General features: G+C 67.2%; 4 protein-coding genes. All 4 read right to left on the bottom strand.

Going from position 1 to position 17,525, the window contains the following annotated elements; genetic code table 11:
* Positions 1 to 4 precede the first annotated feature (4 nt).
* A complete protein-coding gene (locus DEFCA_RS0110030) occupies positions 5 to 2,224 on the bottom strand; it encodes a spermine/spermidine synthase domain-containing protein (protein WP_169709535.1) in 2,220 nt (739 codons plus the stop codon).
* Positions 2,225 to 2,668: 444 nt separating this feature from the next.
* Entirely contained in the window at positions 2,669 to 5,671 is a 3,003-nt protein-coding gene (locus DEFCA_RS0110035) for an Ig-like domain-containing protein (RefSeq protein ID WP_025322889.1), read from the bottom strand.
* A 214-nt stretch (positions 5,672 to 5,885) separates the two neighbouring features.
* Entirely contained in the window at positions 5,886 to 13,811 is a 7,926-nt protein-coding gene (locus tag DEFCA_RS0110040; protein WP_084319052.1) for a CxxxxCH/CxxCH domain c-type cytochrome, read from the bottom strand.
* A 99-nt stretch (positions 13,812 to 13,910) separates the two neighbouring features.
* Complete coding sequence (locus DEFCA_RS24150) at positions 13,911 to 17,510, bottom strand: Ig-like domain-containing protein (protein ID WP_025322891.1); 3,600 nt, start codon at positions 17,508 to 17,510, stop codon at positions 13,911 to 13,913.
* Between the last annotated feature and the right edge of the window lie 15 nt (positions 17,511 to 17,525).

The raw sequence follows: 17,525 nt of genomic DNA on the forward strand, positions 1-17,525 counted from the left end.
TCTCCTATCGAAGCCGCTCTTGCCGATCCACGAGCACAGCGTGGGTGAGCATGTGCCGGGCCGTGCGGAAACTCAACACGGGACGATCGTCGGTGTTGAGGGGAACCTCCTCGGTCAGGTCACGCGCGGTTCGAGGCCCTGCGTAGGCCTGTCGGTTCGCTGCGGGGAGGCGCGAGGAAGGGGCCCGGCCCCGGTCGGGGGCGAGCAGCAGCAGATCCCCCCGCTGAGGCACCCAAAGGGACCATTCGGGGAAAACGCGGGCAAAGGTGGCCTCGAATATCGCCAAGTCCCTGGGGGCCGTTCCGTATGTCTGGAACCACTGGACCATCAGCCCGCCCTCCGCCAGTCGGTCCCGGCACATCGTCAGGAACTCTCGGGTGAACAAGGCCCAGGAAAACCCCACCCACGGGTTCGAGGGCTGGGAGACAATAATATCGAAAGGCTCCCGGCCCGAAGCAAGGAAGTGGCGAGCGTCATCAACGACCAGGGTGAGCCGTGGGTCCTGAACGGCCCGGGCGTTCACGTCTCTAAACCACGGAGCCGCCCGTACGACCTCGGGCGAGATCTCTACGCACACCACCTCCCGGACCGGGTAGCGCAAGATCTGGTCAACCGTCTGACCACTTCCCCATCCTATGACGAGCACCCGCTTCGCATCGGGCTTCAGTGACATGGGCAACCGGGCCAGCATCCGCTGGGTTGGGCTATCGAGCAACGTGTTGGAAGCCGGCTTTCCATCGATGATCAGATAGCGTTGCGCCCCCTGCTCCACCACCAGTACCGTGCCTATTGGCCCCTCGATCACGGCCAACAGCTGTGAGCGTCGCCCGGCTGCCACGGCTTGCATTGGGGGAGAGAAGGCAAGATTTTTTGCGTATCTCGGGGCCGCCCAGTACACTCCGGAGTGCACCGTCAAGGGCGATGGCGACGGGGCGGCGACCAGCAGCAGTCCCGCCGACACCGCCAACACCAGGAACGGCATCGGTACGCGCCATCGGAGCTTCGGCAACAACGCCGCACCGACCAAGACATACCCCCCCGCCATCGTCCGGTACGCGCCATCCACGCCCACCTGCCCTACGAGTAGGCTGTTGACGATCACCGGCCCAAACACCGCCCCCAGGGTGTTCGCCGCCACCAACACACCGGTCTGGTGCCCTCCCGGGCCACCGACGGGAGCTGACATGGCGAGCACCAGGGGGAAAAGAGCCCCCAGCGCAACGGCCCCCGGGTACAACACCACCATGGCACACAAGCCCTGGGCCGTCAGCAGATCGATCCATTGCACCCCTGCCGGAGGCAAACGATCGGCCAGCCACACCACGGTCCAGGGAAGCTGGGGTAAGGTCCACGGGAGAAGCGCCAGCAGCCCGGCCGCTGAGGCCGCGATGGAGGAAGACCACCGCGAGGCATTGGGGGCCACACGCGCGGCCAGCAGGCTTCCGGTACCCAGACCCAACAAAAAAGGCACCACCGTGCCGGCCAAAGCGTAGATGCTGAGCCCCATGATGGGGGTCAAAGCTCTCACGGCTGCCGTCTGCAAGCCAAGCCCCAAGAACCCCAGAGAAAAAGCTATGACGATCCACCGTACGGCGGTTCCCGCGTGGCGAGCCGAGGCTGGCGGGGATGAGGGCTGCCCCCGCCGCACAGCTCCGCCCGTGCCGAGGAACAGACCCGCCAACACGACGGAGGCCGCTGCGGACCAGCCGGCACAGGCACGTGCGCCCAGGAGTTCCAGCCCCAAGAATGAGACGAGCACGGTGCCGGTGGCCGCACCCAGGATGTTGAGGCCGTAGAGCAAGGCCAAGTGAGGTGCCCGCCGGCCGCCGCTGGGCAGCACAGCGGCCAGCACAGGAAACATGCCGCCCACTGGTGCGGCCACGAGAACCATCACGACAAACGCCATGACCCGGCGGGCGGCCGGAGAGAACCACGGGGGCGCGGGGACGACGGGGAAGAACAACATCAAAGCCAACCCCGTTACCCCCACCAGCACGTGGAGGGCAGCGAGAGCCCGGCCGGGCCTCCTGGCCCCATACCAGCCCCACCGCCCCCCCAACCATGTGCCGGCCGCGAGCCCCCCCATGTACCCCGACAGCAGAACAACAACCGCTGGTGCGGATGCGCCCACGACCAGCTCCAGGGCCCGGAACCAGAGGATCTCCAGGCTCAGGGCCACCACGCCGGAAGCGAAGTAGAGCGCCCCAGCAATCCGGATGTCCAACAACGCTCGCCCCGACCACAGCCCCCAAGCGGGGCGCATGGTCGACCTCGCGGAGTGAGTAGATGTAGGAAGCAAGGGTGTCCGTCCCCGGTCCTGCTTCGCCCTCGGGAGGAAGTACCGGTTGCATCACACGCGGGTCAAACGGGCCCGTGCACCGCCCGGACGAGATTCCCGCCCGTTGCCCCCGGTTCCGTGGGGGGGCGCCGAGGCGCGGCCCCTCCGTCCGTCCATTTGGGGAGCGCACGGGAGTCCAACCGGAAAGAGGGCCGGCAAACCGCCGACCCTCTTTCCGAACCTCGTGCCGTGCTTCTTCAGCAGGGATGCACGCTGGAGGTCCCCACGATCTTGGGCTTTACGTAGGTCGTCCTCTTCATGGCTCGCTCCTTGGTCTGAGACCAGTGACAAGTGACCGGTGACGCGTGGCGGGTGCCCGCGCGCCCCGTCCTAACGTCCTAACGTCCCAACATACTCGTTTTTCCACACGTCCTCGTCGATCTCCACGTACCCCAAGGTGTCGCCGAGCTCCACCCGGTCCCGGCGGTGCTTCACCTCTCGGACGAACACCCCCTTCTCCGGCGACGCGAGCGTCCAGGTGGTCTTGCGGCCCTCCAGCACCACCAAGGGCTGGCCCTTCTCCATCTCGTCCCCCGGCTCTACCAGCCACTCCGCCACCCGGATGCGGTCCCGCTCCTGCCGCTCCTCGAGCCGCGGCACGAACACCGTGCCGTACACCCGCCGGAGTTCCTCCTCCGTGGGCGCCCGACTCGTGTGCCGCGCCTCCACGATCACCGTGCCCGTTCGCCGACCCGCCCGGAACGTGACTACGGCCTCGCCGTTCCGGTCCGTTTGCGCACTCTTCGGCGTGACGGATCCCGATCCTTCCAGAACCGTGAAGAGGACCGGCACCTCGATGTTCGGGTTGTCGTGGATGTCCGTCACCCGCACCGAGAGCTCCGCCGTGCTCCGCCCGTCCGCCGGTAGCCGCGTGGTCGAGGCAACCAGATCGATCTTGGCCGGGGCGTCGGCCCGGAGCTCGATCTGGAGCGCCTGGGTCACGCCCCAGTCCTCGTTCGCCGCCGTGATCGTAACGAACCCGGCCACCGTGCCCGCCCGGTACTCGGCCTCGGCGATGCCCCGCTCGTCCGTGCGCCCACCCCGCAGCACCCGCAGCCGGCCGTTCTCGTTCCCCAGCGCAAACCGAACCCGCGCCCCCTCGATCGGGTTCCCCTCGAGGTCCACGAGCTTCGCCTGGATCCGGCTCGTCGAGCGGCCGTCCGCCGTGAGCCAGGCCGGTTCCGCCGACATCGTGAGCACGGCCCGGTCCACGAGCCCTCTCCGGGCCCGGGGCACAAGCTCGATCGCCACCGTGGAGGCCACGTAGGTGTTGAGCCACCCCGCGCCCACGTCCCCCGTGGTCAGGTCCTTGGCGACGATCAGCGCGGTCTTCGCCGCAAACCCCGCCGTGTAGGTCGCGGCGACCTCCCCAAAGGCGTCCGTCACCCCGCCCCACTTCACCTCCACGTCGTCCACGTCGTCGATCCTGGCCTCCCGATCCTCGAGACGGCCCCCGCCCACCACCCCCGTGTACTCCTCTGTCGTAGACAGGGTAAGCACCAGCTCGTGGCCGCTTACCGGGTCGCCGTTGGCGTTCTCGGCCTTTACCGCGAGCCGCGTGCTGCTCTTTTGGTCTGCCGGAAGGAGCGTGTCCCGGGCCGTCACCACGAGCCGCACCCGGGTGTCGAAGCTCACCGGCCGACCCGCCGCCTGGGTGGACTCGTTCCCGGCGTCGTCCGAGAGGTGCACCACCACCGGCACGTCGGTTCCCTGGTCGTCCCAGCCCACGGTGTAGGTGCCCCGATAGGTTCCTGGCTCCACCTCGGTCATCGGGATGCCCTGGGCCACCCCTTTGATGTCGAAACTCGCGTATCCCCCGGGCTCACCTTCCATGGTGACCGTAAGGACGTCGCCGGCCACCAGCTTGCCGCTGAAGCCCACCGCTGCAAAGGAATCGTTCTCGGCCGAAACGATAACCGGGGGGGTAGTATCGTTCAAGGCGTCCAAGCCCACTACGGCCACCTCCGGCCCGGCCCGGTCGGCTGACCCAAAAGCGTCCGCCACGTGGACCACTACCCGGTGAAGGGTTTTGGTCGGGCCCACGTCCGCGTCGGTCACGGTGTAGGTGCCCGTGTATCGGCCCGTGCGCCCCGCCTCCGTCAGGGGAAGACCCGCCGCCAGGGTGCCGAGATCCGCCGTCACGGTGGCCCCGCTCTGGCCCGTCACCGTGATCGTTACGGTCTCGCCGGGCTTCACCGGTTTCCCGAAGGGCTCCACCGTGACCCCGGTGATGGCCGGGCCTTCGCCCGCAACCGCCTCGGCCGAAACGATGTCGCTCGCCTCGCTTCGGTTCCCCGCCCGGTCCACCGCCACCACGGCGTAACGGTATTCCAGCCCCGCCACCACGGCGGTGTCCGTGAACGAGAGCTTTCGGGTGCTCTCGTAGGGATCGGCGGACAGATCCGGGTCGGCCCCCTCACCCCGGTAGATCTCGTAGTGGTCCACGTCGGCCGAAGGGCTCGCCTCCCACGTGACCTCGATCTCCCCAGGCCACGGTGACGTGGCCAGAATCCGCCCCGCCGGCACAGGGTCCGGAGCCGTGGTGTCGATCGTGATTGTCGGGCCTTCTAGGGTCGCCGCCTCGCCCGTGGCCGGATCCGTGAGGGTGCCCGTGAGCGCGAAGTCGCCGTTCGCACCCTCCGGCACGGCCACCTTGCCCACGTACACCCCGTCGTCCACCTCGGTCATGGCCACGTTCTCGGCCACCCCAGCAATCGAAAACGCCGCCGCCTTGTCCGGCGCCCCCCGCAGGGTCACGCTGATCTCCTGGTCTGCACCGTAGAGGGATTTCTCGGCTCCCAAAGCGACTACGGCAGCTCCGGTCCCCGACCCCAGGTCCTCCCCGAAGGAGTCCCCCACCCGGAAGTCCACCAGGGATGATGCCAGCTGCGACCAGGCTCCCCGCGGGAGCTCCCGATCCGTCTCTGCTCCGATCACCAGATACCGGGCCTGTCGAAGCAATGCGATGAAGTTTTCCATGTTGCCCCCCGTGCCCGCCCCAAGATCCACTCCGTTCACGTTCAAGGAGATCTGCCCTCTCCTCCACCTCAGCACCACCCTCACCCGGTCCCCGACCCCAACCGGCTCTGGCAACGGTACGAAAGCGTCCGGAAGGATCCTAGCCCCGAAATCTTCCAGCCGCAGCTCCGGCACCGGTTCCCACCAGTGGACCTCGAACACCAGCATCCGGTGCCACGAGGCATCGGCCAAACTGAACAGCGCCTCGGTCTCAGACTCGTTCCCCCGGTAGAAGGTGAGTGCGATCACGCCTTCGTCCGGGTTCAGCGGTGTCTTCTCCAGATCGAAGTACAGGTACTTTCCGCCCCTTGTCACGTCTCCCCCCCGCGGGGCGCGCCACGTCTTCCCGGGGGCCCCGAAGTCCCCCTGGGGACCACCTTGAGACGCACCATCAAACCGGACCGAGGCATTGCGGGCGTCCAGCACCACCCGCGCCCCAGCCGACCCAGCTGCGGCACAAATCACCGCAGCTGCCGTAAGACCCGCGATCCATCGGACGGTCTTCATGCCAGCCTCCGAGCCTCCCCTCTCACCAGGGGGTTACTTTGTTCCACCCCGGCCCGTACTTCGTTCCGGAGCCGCCCGCGCCAGTCGCCTCTGCGGGCCCCCGACGGTGACAGTTTTGGGACGTCGTCCAGTTTGCCAACCGTTCACCGTTTGTCAGCGATCCCGAGTTCGTATCTATCTGATAGAGGTCCTGCCAAGTGTTGTGATTGGTGTCCAGGCAGTTGGTGATCATCAGCTTCGGCAGCCGGGACGCGTGGGGGTTGTGGCACTTTCCGCAGTTGAACGTATGGAACTGGATCTGGAGAGTGGTATCGTCCACCGTCAACTCGACCGTGCCTGTCGCGATCTTGGGCGTGCTTCCGCCGGCGCTCGTGCCCCACTCGAAACTCTTGTACGCATAAGCCCGGGAGGCGGGGTTGGTGGGAGGGTTGTAGCCGTAGCCCCACGAACCCCTGTACGAGTACCCCCTGCCGGTCTCCTCGGCCAGCCCCATGGACTGATCGCTTCCGCTTCCCGCTGGCTTCGCATTGCCACCGCGCCACGTGTTCCGGAAGATGTTCACCGCCTGCGCCCCTGTTCCCCCGATCACCGCGTTGGAGTGGCCGTTGGTTCCCACCCAAAGGCCCTCGCCCGTGGTGTAGTCCATGTTGTCTACGTCCGTGCCGTGGCAAAGGGTACACAGACCCGCTGTGGTCGAGAGGGTCTCCCCGTTGTTCGGGTTGCCGCTGTTCTGGTCGATCCAGTACCCCCCCACCCCGTTGTTGTTGTTCGGATCCGCGCTGCCGCGGGGAACAAAACCGTAGCGGTTCGTCCCGGTCCAGTTTCCGTCCATGCTGCTCTGGGGGGCCCCGTCCTCGTTGTACGGGTTCCCCTTCCAAGTACCTCGCAGATACGGCTGCCCCGAAACGGTATCGCCGCTCGCCTTGTTCAGGTCGTGCACGTCATGGCAGTAGCTACACCGGATGTCCGCCACGTTGTCCACGGTCTCACTCATCCCTCCGGTCGCGTAGGGAGTGCCCGACACAGCGGCCGTGCCGTTCGTAAAATTCACCGAGTGGGTGGACTGGATGGCTGCCGTCTTGTATGAGAATTCGGGCACCGCGCTGGTCCAGGTCGCGATGGTCCAATTGGAAACATCCAGGCTTCCGTAGTCGTAGGAGAGCCCTCCGGTGTTGGCGTTGTTGTTCACCCCCCACTCCGACACCCCGTTGCTATCGTGGCAGTTCCAGCAGATCTCCGCCTCGGTGGTGCCGCTCGTGGCGCTACCCCCCAGGTGGATCCCCCCGTGAGAGGTGTAATCAATACCGAGCTGGGTTTGCATATTGAGGTTTTGACCGCTGCCATCGCTGCGGTTGTTCCAGCTCGTGGGGGGAAGAGGAATGTCAACCCCCCCAGCCGCCCCGACATGCCCCTTGTGACACGCTGAGCAGTCCCCGGCCGCCCATGTGGTGCCAGCCCCATCTGCATCCGTGTGGGAGCTCGTCGCGTTTACTTGCGGCGCGCCGCTCGCGCCTCCGTCGTCGTGGCACGAGCCGCAGTTGACGCTCGGCACGTCCCCGGAAACCGTCTCCAACGTCCAAGCGGTTGTGACGAAGGAGTGCTTGCCCGGTACGGCGCCGTCGTAGGCCGCGTGGCACGCGCTGCACCCAGACAGGCCAGCCCCGTCGCGAGCGAACGAGGTCCCATTGGAGTTCAGAGTGATCTGGGCGTTTCCATGGTTCGAGGTCTCTCCAGAGGCCTGGTTCCAGTCACCCGTCCCGCTCGTGAACATGTACCCTGTGCTTGCCTCCAAGGCGTGACAGTCCTTGCACTCGTAGTTCGTACCCGTGGCATGGGCCCTCGGACCGCTGTCGGTGCGATGCGTCACGCCTGCGTTCCACCCGTTCGTCCAGTCGCCGTGGCACCCGGCACACTCGGCCCCCGTGGTTGCCGCCGCATTCTCGTGCCACAGACGCGACCAACTCTCACCCACGGTCTGTTCCAGGTGACACCCTGTCAGGCTGGGAGCGCAGGTGGGGGGGGTACCGTCGGTAAACCCCACGTCCGCCGCGAACTGGATGGTGGGTGCACTCAGGTCGGCCGTGCCGTCCATGTGGGCGCTCGACGGCGTCGTCGTGTGGCACGTGGTGCAGTCGGCCGTGCTCGTCCCGCCGTTGTACGGGAAGCTGTCGTCGTGCTGCACTCCGGATACCGTGGGGACCACATCGTGAAGCCCCGTGGTGGGATTGGCGAACCCGCCCGCATGGCCTCCCGGCGTGTGACACATGGTGCAGGTACTGGTGCCGGTATCGTACCAGCCGAAGGTATTGTCCGTGGTGAGCTTGTTGTTGTGGCAGTCCACCGTGGCACAAGTATCGGCCACGTTGTCGTACGCCGCATCCGTGTCGGTGCTTTCCGTCCCCACCACGATCGTGGTCCAGATCGGGTCCACGTACCCGGTCACGTTGGCGGTGCCGTTGTTGTGCAGCGTCGCAAACGAAGAGCCCCGCGGATCCTCGTGGCAGTAAGCGCACATCTCCTTCTGCTGCGCATCGGTATAGGGGCTGGCATACCCCAGCTTCCCGGCGATACGGGAGATGTGCTTCGCGTGGCGGCCCGCCCGGTCCGGGGTGGCCGTGCCGTCGGGCCAGTAGGTTCCGGCCGCGGGATCGCCGTGACACCCGGTGCATGACGGGCTGAACGCCTTATTGTGCGGGTGGCAGTCCGAGCAATCGCCCGGGTTTCCGGTGCCGCCGGGGTGGCTGCCACCGGATGCGCTGGTGTCGTCCACAAATACGTAGGGCGTGTCCGTGCCGGGCGTGCCCTCGTGGCACTCCTGGCAGATGCTCGAGTACGGGGCGTCGCTGTCCGCGTAGCTCGTGCCCGCCGTGCTCTGGCCGGTTGTATCGTCGGTAAACGCAAGTCCTGTCTGCTCGGTGGGCTCCGCCGGGGGCGGGCCGGCAGGCAGGCCGAACTGCGCCTTGTCGTAAAGCTCGCGCTGGACCATGGACAGATTCGAGCCGTCTCCGTGGGGATCGTGGCAGTTCACGCACTCGGGCGCGAAGCTCCACGTGTACTTTGGCGTGTACCCCGAGTTGGACATCTCTGCAGACGAATGGGTCTTGAACGTGGAGATGTCGAGCCCCGTGGCCGGCCCGATCGTGCCCGAGGCGTGGCACCCCGTGCCGGTGTACGAGCACGAGAACTGCACCCCGGCCGTACCGGTGTCCTGATCCTTCAGCCGGAACGGGTTGGTCCCGTCCAAGGTGTGGGGTTGGAGGGCCTGGGTATAGGAGTTGTGGGGCACGGTGCTGTCGTGACACGCCGCACAGGCCAGCCCCTTGGCGCCGTGGCCGGAAGAGTTGTAGTCGGTCTGGTTGATCTTGGACTGGGCCCCGGTGTTGTCCCAAAGGAAGTCGTTCACGTCCGCCGTGGCGGCCGCCCCGCCGGTGGTCGCGTGGCACACGTCGCAGGTGAAGTTGCCGTTGGTGGCCACGTCGTAGTCCCACGCGACGTTGCTGCGGCCGCCGTGGCAGTTGGCCGTGGAGCACGTGCCGTTCACCCCCCCCGTCCCGGCGGTGAACGTGAAGTACCCCAAATCCGCCGTGGTGAGCGCCGGGTCCACGTCCACGTTGTACTGCATGTTCACGTGGGTCGCCGGGTTGAAGCCGCCGCCCTTGCCCTTGACCGTGGTGTAGTGGCATGCGCCGCAGTCCGAGTAGAGGTTCTCGCCCACGTGCTTCTCGTGCTTGTTCCCCTTAGGCGTGCCGTCGATGTCCTGGAGATCGGCGTAATCCGGCCTGGACCCGTGGCACTTGGAGCACGAGCCGTTCGGGTTGTCCCAGGTGATCGGGGTCCAGGTGCCGCTCACCCCCTTCTGGCGCGTGTAGGTGAACTCGCCGAACGGGGGCACCCGGTCGTTCCCCTGGCTGTGACAGTAGGTCTGGGTGCAGGCCCCATAGCCCGACCCCACAGCGGTGTCGCCGTTGTACGTGCTGTTCGCGTCGAGCCGCGGGTCGCTCGTGTCGAACGCCACTTCTGCCGCGCCGTTGGCATGCGTGGGGTAGTTGAGCGTGGACCCGTCCGGCGTGGTGGCCACGTGGCAGAGGTTACAGCCGTACCCGTACTCGTTGGCCGAGGTGTGCTTCAGATGGGCATTGCTCCGGGGCGGCACCGCAGCCGTGGCTCCGTGACACGTGCCGCAGGCTCCGGTGCTGGCGTTGTTCCATTCGGGCGTGGTGTCGGATCCTCCGTTGTTCGCTGGGAACGTGGCTGCATCGTCCCCGTGACAGTACAGCGTGGTACAGGTTCCGTAGGTGGTGGTGTCGTTGGGCCGACTTCCCTTGGCCAAGCTGTAGGTCCCGTTGGGGTTCAAGGCATCGAACACCACGTCCACGTTGTTCCGGATGGTGCCCGGGCTCGTGCTCATCAGGTTGTTGAACTCGGTGGCGTTGGTCACGCCGGTCTCGTTGTGGGTGCCGGCGTTCTGATGGCACTTGCCGCAATCGAACCCTGCAGTGGTCACGTGCTTGGCGTGGGCGTTGGTGGCCGGCGGGAACCCGTGGCAGCCGTCACACTGGAGCGGCATGAACCCGTCGGCCGTGCCGCCGGCGTCCGAGTCGTAGTCGTGGGAATGACACCCGGTGCAGTCGTTACCCTGCTCGTTGGAGGTGTAGTCGTTCAGCTCGATGTGGTTGCCGTCGGTGTTCGTCATGGCCGTGGAGCTGCCCGGACGGTTGGCGTCGATGTGGCAGGCCACGCACATGTTGTCGTTCTGAGTCAGCCCGTCGTCGAAGGAGTTCGTCCCCGTCTTCGCCTCGAACACCACTGAGACCGTTGTGGTGCGGTCGGCACCCGTTGTGGGCTCCGAGTAGTTCTTGATCTCCACAGACGGCCGGATCATGTAGATGTTCGCGTTGCCGCCCGTGTTCTGGGTCAGGCCGTGGGGCTCGTGGCAGGCCTCGCAGTTGTAGGCGAAGCTCTCCGCGTTGGCATCGTGGGTCGTGCCCGAGGTGAACGAAGTGTTCAGATTGCCGTGGCTCGACACCTGGGCCTGGGCGGGCGTGCCGACCGTGGTCTGGTGGCACGCCCCGCACAGCCCGCTCACGGTCGACCCGGTGGCCACCGTGTTCACCGTGGCCCGGAGACGGTTGCCCGCAAAGGTGGTGTCGTCGGCGTTGTTCACGTGGGTCGAGGCGGTGTCGTGGCAGTCGTCGCAGACCTTTGCGGCGGCTGGATTGCCTGACCCAGCGTACGTACCGCTCGCCAGGTTGTGCCCGGTGACCTCGGCCCCGTAGGTGGTGTCGTCGCCCAGCACATCGGGGGCCGTGCGGCCCGTGCCGTCGGCGAGCGAGGTCCCCGGGTCGGTCCCGTTGTGGCAGTTCACGCACGGGATCGTGTTCGTCGTGGCCCAGTAGCTCTTGGCCAGATCCCGGCCCACCTGACCGTTGATCGAGGCCGTGGAGTGGCAGTTGTCGCAAGCGCTCGTCGCGGCGAGCTGCACGTCGCCCACGAAATCCACGTTGCCATCCACATGGGTGGGGCTGGGCGTGGTCGCCCCCGGTCCCAGTGCCCCCTCGCTCCCAGAACCGTGGCAGGGGGAACAGTCCGCCGAGAAGTCAGCGATGCTGTTGTGGCACGAGCTGCAGCCCGGAGCCGTGCCCCCGTGCCCTTCCACGATCGCCGGCCCGTGAGCCGCGGTGTAGTGGGTCGGATGGTTGTTCGAAGTAACCGCCTTCTCCGGAACCGATGCGTTCGCTGGATCCCCGAACACCCCGTGGCAGGTACCGCAGTCCCCGGTGGTATCGTCCGTCCACACCGGCGACTGGGTGACCCCTCCGTTGTTGAGCGTGGCGCCATGGCAATACACATTGGTGCAGGTCGAGCTCGCGTTCGTGAACGTTTCGGTGCCGGTGACCGGAAGCCCCGCCTGGCTGAGGTCGAAGTTCACGAGCGCAGGATCGGTGAGGCTTCCCTTGGCATGGTCGGGGCTGTAGGCATTGTTCGTGGAGTCCTCGCCCGCATGGCAGGTGCGGCACGGGTAGTTCTTCTGGGGCGCCGTGGGGTTGTCGTGGGCGTAGTGGTTGCCGCCGTCCGGATTGGAGGAAAGCGAGTTCAGGTGACAAGCCTCGCACTCCTCCCCGGTGTCGCCGATCTCCCAAGTCCCACCGTTGGCCGGATACCCGTTCCGGGTCGTCTCGGTGCTGGCCGTGGTCTTGTATGCGTCGATCCACACGGGCGCGGATCGCGTGGTCTGGCCCCCGTCCCCCTTCCCCGTGATCCCGATCGTAGGGTCGTCAGGGTTGTGGCAGGTCAGGTTCGAGCACGTGTTCGTGCCGGTGTCGTAGGTGCCGTCCGGGTTGAACGCAGGGTTGAACGCCACCTCCACGTTGGCCGAGGGCACGGCGGTGCCCTGGTCCGAGCCCCACCCGCTCTGGTTGTGGTTGTTCCCGTAGTGGCACTCGGAACACCCGTAGCCCATCTTGTTCACGTGGGTGTCGTGCACCCCCACGGCGTCCGGGTTGTCGGGGTGGGTGTCCGACGCGCTCGGAGGAAACCCATGGCACGTGTCGCAGGCCTGGGCCGCGGCAAAATTCGTAGACGAGCTGTGCCCGTCGTGGCAGCCGGTGCCCGAGGCGCAGGTGGTGGAGGTCAGCGGCCCCCCCAGGTGGTTGGTGCCCCCCGCGCCGTTGTCGTTGAGGCTCTGGCCCGAGGGAATGGCACTGTGGCACGCGGTGTTGTCACAGGTTCCGTTCGTTGCCCCGAAAAGGTACCAGTCGCCGTTGTATTTGACGTCGTCGTCGGGGAGCTGGGTGTCCTCCCCTGCCAGCATACGGCGGATCATGGTGTCGTTCTGGAAGGTGGAGTCCGCGGCCGTAGTGCCGTGCTGGTCGTGGCAGTCGAGGCATCCGGCGCTGCGGCCGGTGCCGGCGTCACCCCCGTCTGCCGGAGTGGGCGTGTGGGGAGCGTGGCCGGCGTGGCAGTGCCGGCAGTTGGAGTAGAAGTTGGTGCCGAAGGAGGACGTGCCGGCCGTGGTGTCCTCGGCCAGGGTGGCCTTGAGCCGGGGCGCGGGATCGAACACCCCGTCCCCGTCCACGTCGTGGGACAGCTCGTGGCAGGTGTCGCATCCGACCCCCATTTTTCCGTGGCCGTACAGGCCGTAGTTGTCCGTCAGCCCGCCGTTCTCGTCCTTGGTGTGACACACGTCGCACTCGGTGAGATTGACGGTCTGATTGGTGGCCGGCTGGCCCGAGTGGCCCGAGGTGTTCTGGAGCACCAGAAGACGCTCCCCGTCCACCGAGTTGTGCTTGCCGTGGCACCGGGTGCAGTAGATCGGATTCTCGGCCACGGCCACGTCGTTCAGGGTGATCTTCGTATTGTCGGCCCCGTGGGCCGGGGGCGCGGAGTAGCCGTTGAGGGTCGTGCCGGTGGCGCTGTGGCAGTTGGTGTTCTGGCAGGTCTTGGTGGAGAGCTCCGCGTCGGAGAGGTCCGCAGGGTTTCCGATCAGGGTCGTGTTCACGGCCAGGGTGGTCTGGGACGCGTCCACCCCGTGGATGTTGGCGTTTCCGGCCCCGTCCGCGGTCATGCCGGACACGGTGTGGCAGTCGAGGCAGTCGAAGGCCGTGGAGTCCTGGGCGAACGTGCCCTTGGTCACGTCCACCGGGTGCTTCGACAACGACGTGGCGTCGAAGTCGTGGTACACGCCCTTCATCCGGTCGCGGTTCTGCACGGATACGGCGTTCTCCTCGTGGCAGAACAGGCACCGAACCGTGGGATCGGTGTCGGTGATGCCCAGATCGATGGTCTTCTGCGATGCCCTCAACAGATGGGTCCCGGCGACCATCTTCCCCGCGCTCACGGCATGGCAGTCGTAGCACAGGGCCCCCGGCGGATAATGGGTGGCCAGGGCCGGCCCGGCCCACAGCATCCACCCCACCACGATGGCTCCGACCCAAAATCTTCGACTCATCGACTCTGCCTCGGTTGGTTGAATCGGTGACGAGTGATCCGTGACGGGTGACTGGTGATCCGTGACGCGTGACGGGTGACGTTCCCCCGTCCCAACGTCCTAACGTCCCAACGTCCCCACGTACTCGTCCTTCCACACGTCCTCGTCGATCTCCACGTACCCCAGGGTGTCGCCCAGCTCCACCCGGTCCCGCCGGTGCTTCACCCGCCGCACGAACACCCCCTTCTCAGGGGCCGTGAGCGTCCAGCTGGCCTTCCGGCCTTCCAGGATCACGATCGGCTCCCCCTTCTCCACCTCGTCCCCTGGCTCCACCAGCCACTCGGACACCTTGATGCGGTCCCGCTCCTGCCGCTCCTCCAGCCGCGGCACGAACACCGTCCCGTAGATCCGCCGCAACTCTGCGTCCGTCGGCTCCCGGCTCGTGTGCCGCGCCTCCACGACCACCGTGCCCGGCCGCCGCCCCGCCCGAAACACCACCCGCGCCTCCCCGTTCCGGTCTGTCAGCACCGTGGCCGGCCCCACCTCCCCATCGCCCCGCAGCACCGTGAACGCCACCGGCACCTCGTGGTTCGGGTTGCCGTGGATGTCCGTTACCCGCACCGAAAGCCCCGTCTCGCTTCGGCCGTCCGCCGGAAGCCGCTCGGCCTCCGCCACCAGGTCGATCTTGGCCGGGGCGTCGCTCATCAGGACGATCTGCACCGATCCCGTCACTCCCCACTCCTTGGCCGATGCCGTGATCGTGACCGTGCCGATCGCGGTACCCGCCCGGTACTCGGCCTCGGCCAACCCCCGCCCGTCCGTGCGCCCCCCCCGCAGCACCCTAAGCCGCCCGTTGTCGTTCCCCAGCGCAAACCGAACCCGCGCCCCCTCGATGGGGTTCCCCTGAAGGTCCAGCAGCAGGGCCTTGATCCGGCTCGTCGAGCGGCCGTCCGCCGTGAGCTTCGCCGGCTCCGCCGTCACCCGCAGCACCGCCCGGTCCTCCATGCCCTTCCGCGCCCGGGGTACAAGCTCGATCGCCACCGTGGAGGCCACGTAGGTGTGGAGCCACCCCGCGCCCACGTCCCCCGTGGTCAGGTCCTTGGCGACGATCAGCGCGGTCTTCGCCGCAAACCCCGCCGTGTAGGTCGCCGTCACCTCACCAAACGCGTCCGTCACCCCCCCCCAGCGCACCTCCACGTCGTCGGCGTCCTCCATGCGGGCTTCCTTGCCCTCGATCCGTCCCCCGCCCACCACGCCCGTGTACTCGCTCGTGGTCGACAGTGTCAGCGCCAGCTCGTGCCCCGACACCTCGTCCCCGTTGGCGTCCACGGCCTTGGCCACGAGCCGGGTGGTGCTCTTCCGGTCCGCCGGCAAGAGCGTGTCCCGCGCCGTCACCACGAGCCGCACCCGGGTGTCGAAGCTCACCGGCCGACCCGCCGCCTGGGTGGTCTCGTTCCCGGCGTCGTCCGCCAGCCGCACCATCACCGGCACCTCGGTGCCCTCGTCGTCCCACTCCACGGTGTAGGCGCCCCGGTAGGTCCCCGGCTCCACCTCGGTCATCGGGACGTCCGCGGCCACGCCCTCGATGGAGAACGAGGCGTACCCTCCCGCCTCCCCCTTCATCGTCACCGTGAGCACGTCCCCCGCCACCAGCCTCCCGCTGAAGCCCGCCACCGAGAAGAAGTCGTTCTCCGCCGATGCGATCACCGGCGGGGTCGTGTCGTTCAGGGCGTCCAGGCCCACCACCGCGAGCTCCGGCCCCGCACGCTCCGACGACCCGTAGGCGTCGGCCACGTGCACCACCACCCGGTGCAGCGTCTTGGTCGGGCCCACGTCCGCGTCGGTCACGGTGTAGGTGCCCGTGTACCGGCCCGTGCGCCCCGCCTCCGTCAGGGGAAGACCCGCCGCCAGGGTGCCGAGATCCGCCGTCACGGTGGCCCCGCTCTGGCCCGTCACCGTGATCGTTACGTTCTCGCCGGGCTTCACCGGTTTTCCGAAGGGCTCCATCGTGACCCCGGTGATGGCCGGGCCTTCGCCCGCAACCGCCTCGGCCGAAACGATGTCGCTCGCCTCGCTTCGGTTCCCCGCCCGGTCCACCGCCACCACGGCGTAACGGTATTCCAGCCCCGCCACCACGGCGGTGTCCGTGAACGAGAGCTTCCGGATGCTCTCGTAGGGATCGGCAGACAGATCCGGGTCGGCCCCCTCGCCCCGATAGATCTCGTAGTGGTCCACGTCGGCCGAAGGGCTCGCCTCCCACGTGACCTCGATCTCCCCCGGCCACGGTGACGTGGCCAGGATCCGCCCCGCCGGCACGGGGTCCGGAGCCGTGGTGTCGATCGTGATTGTCGGGCCTTCTAGGCTCGCCGCCTCGCCCGTGGCCGGATCCGTGAGGGTGCCCATGAGGGCGAAGGAGCCGTTCGCACCCTCCGGCACGGCCACCTTGCCCACGTACACACCGTCGTCCACCTCGGTCATGGCCACCTCGGCGGCCAGCCCCTCGATCGTGAACGTGGCCGTCTTGTCCGCCGCGCCCCGCAGGGTCACGCCGATCTCCTGGCCTGCGCCGTAGAGCGCCTTCTCCGCCCCCAGCTCCGCCACCGCGAGGTCCGCCACGGTCACCGTGACCTCGGGCGGGTATTTGCTCTCCACGTCCCCGCCCCTGCCGTCGCCGAACACGGCCGTCACCGAGTAGCGGTAGGTCTTCCCCTGCTCCGCCGTGGTGTCGGTAAAGGTCAGGTCGTACACCCGTTCCGGCGTGAGCTTCTCGAATCGACCCGCCCCTTCTCGCCGGTACACCCAGTACCCTTGGTTCACCCCCCGCTTCTCTGGCGGCTCCCACGTGAGCTCCACCCCCTCCGGCCCCACCGACGCCCGCAGGTCCCGGGGGTCGTACTCCGGCCCGTGCACCGCCGAAACCGGCACCGCCGCCTCCCCCACCGCGATCACGAAGTTGTCCAGCACCGCGTTGGCCAGCGGTGAGGTCGCCTCTTCGTCCCCAGGGCTCCAGTTGATCCCGAACCGGAGGGTCTTCGCCCGCTCCAGCAGGTCCCCGAAACGGTGCGGCACGTAACGCGGCGGCCGGCCCTCCCGAACCTCCACCTGGTTCGTGACCTGCCGGGGATCCGGATCGATATCTTTTTGCACCGCGTCGTAGAACTTGGGTGTCGTGTCCTGGAGCCGGCCGTTCACGTACAGCTCGTACTTCGAGGCATCGTCGTCCCATGTCAGTTCCACGTGGATCCACTGCCCCGCCTCCACCGGCTCGTCCAGCAGGATCCACGGGCTCCACCACCCGATTCCCTCTTCGAAGTACGGCCCTCCCGTCAAACGAAGCATCGGCAGGGTTGGATCGTAAACCGATGTCCAGTCGATCTGGACAAGTAGCAGCTTTTGGCCAGCCGCATCCTCCAGCAAAAACACGCTGCGTTGGTCTCTCTCCAGATCCGCATCCACACGCTGAAGATCAAACGCAATCACCCCCCGGGCAGCCCTCTGGAACGGGACCCGCCTCTCTACCCGCACAGGGTTCCGGACTCGAAAATTGGTGCCCGGGTAGGACCACCCTTCTCCGTCCCACCCCTTCACCGTACCCGCCGCCTCCACCTTCTCGAACCCTTCCCGCACCGCCTCCGAGGCCGGCACGGCCTGGGCCAGCATCAACAGGCCCAGACACAAGAGAGCCAGCGCGATCCCTTTTGAGCATCCTTGCTTCTTCATCGTTGTACTCCTGGA

Origin of the sequence: Deferrisoma camini S3R1, from assembly GCF_000526155.1 — a bacterium.
In the GTDB taxonomy this organism is placed as follows: Bacteria; Desulfobacterota; Deferrisomatia; order Deferrisomatales; family Deferrisomataceae; genus Deferrisoma; species Deferrisoma camini.

Excerpts from the sequence above, each read along its gene's own strand:
- DEFCA_RS0110040 (WP_084319052.1), bottom strand. The coding sequence starts at position 13,811 with ATGAGTCGAAGATTTTGGGTCGGAGCCATCGTGGTGGGGTGGATGCTG.
- DEFCA_RS24150 (WP_025322891.1), bottom strand. The coding sequence starts at position 17,510 with ATGAAGAAGCAAGGATGCTCAAAAGGGATCGCGCTGGCTCTCTTGTGT.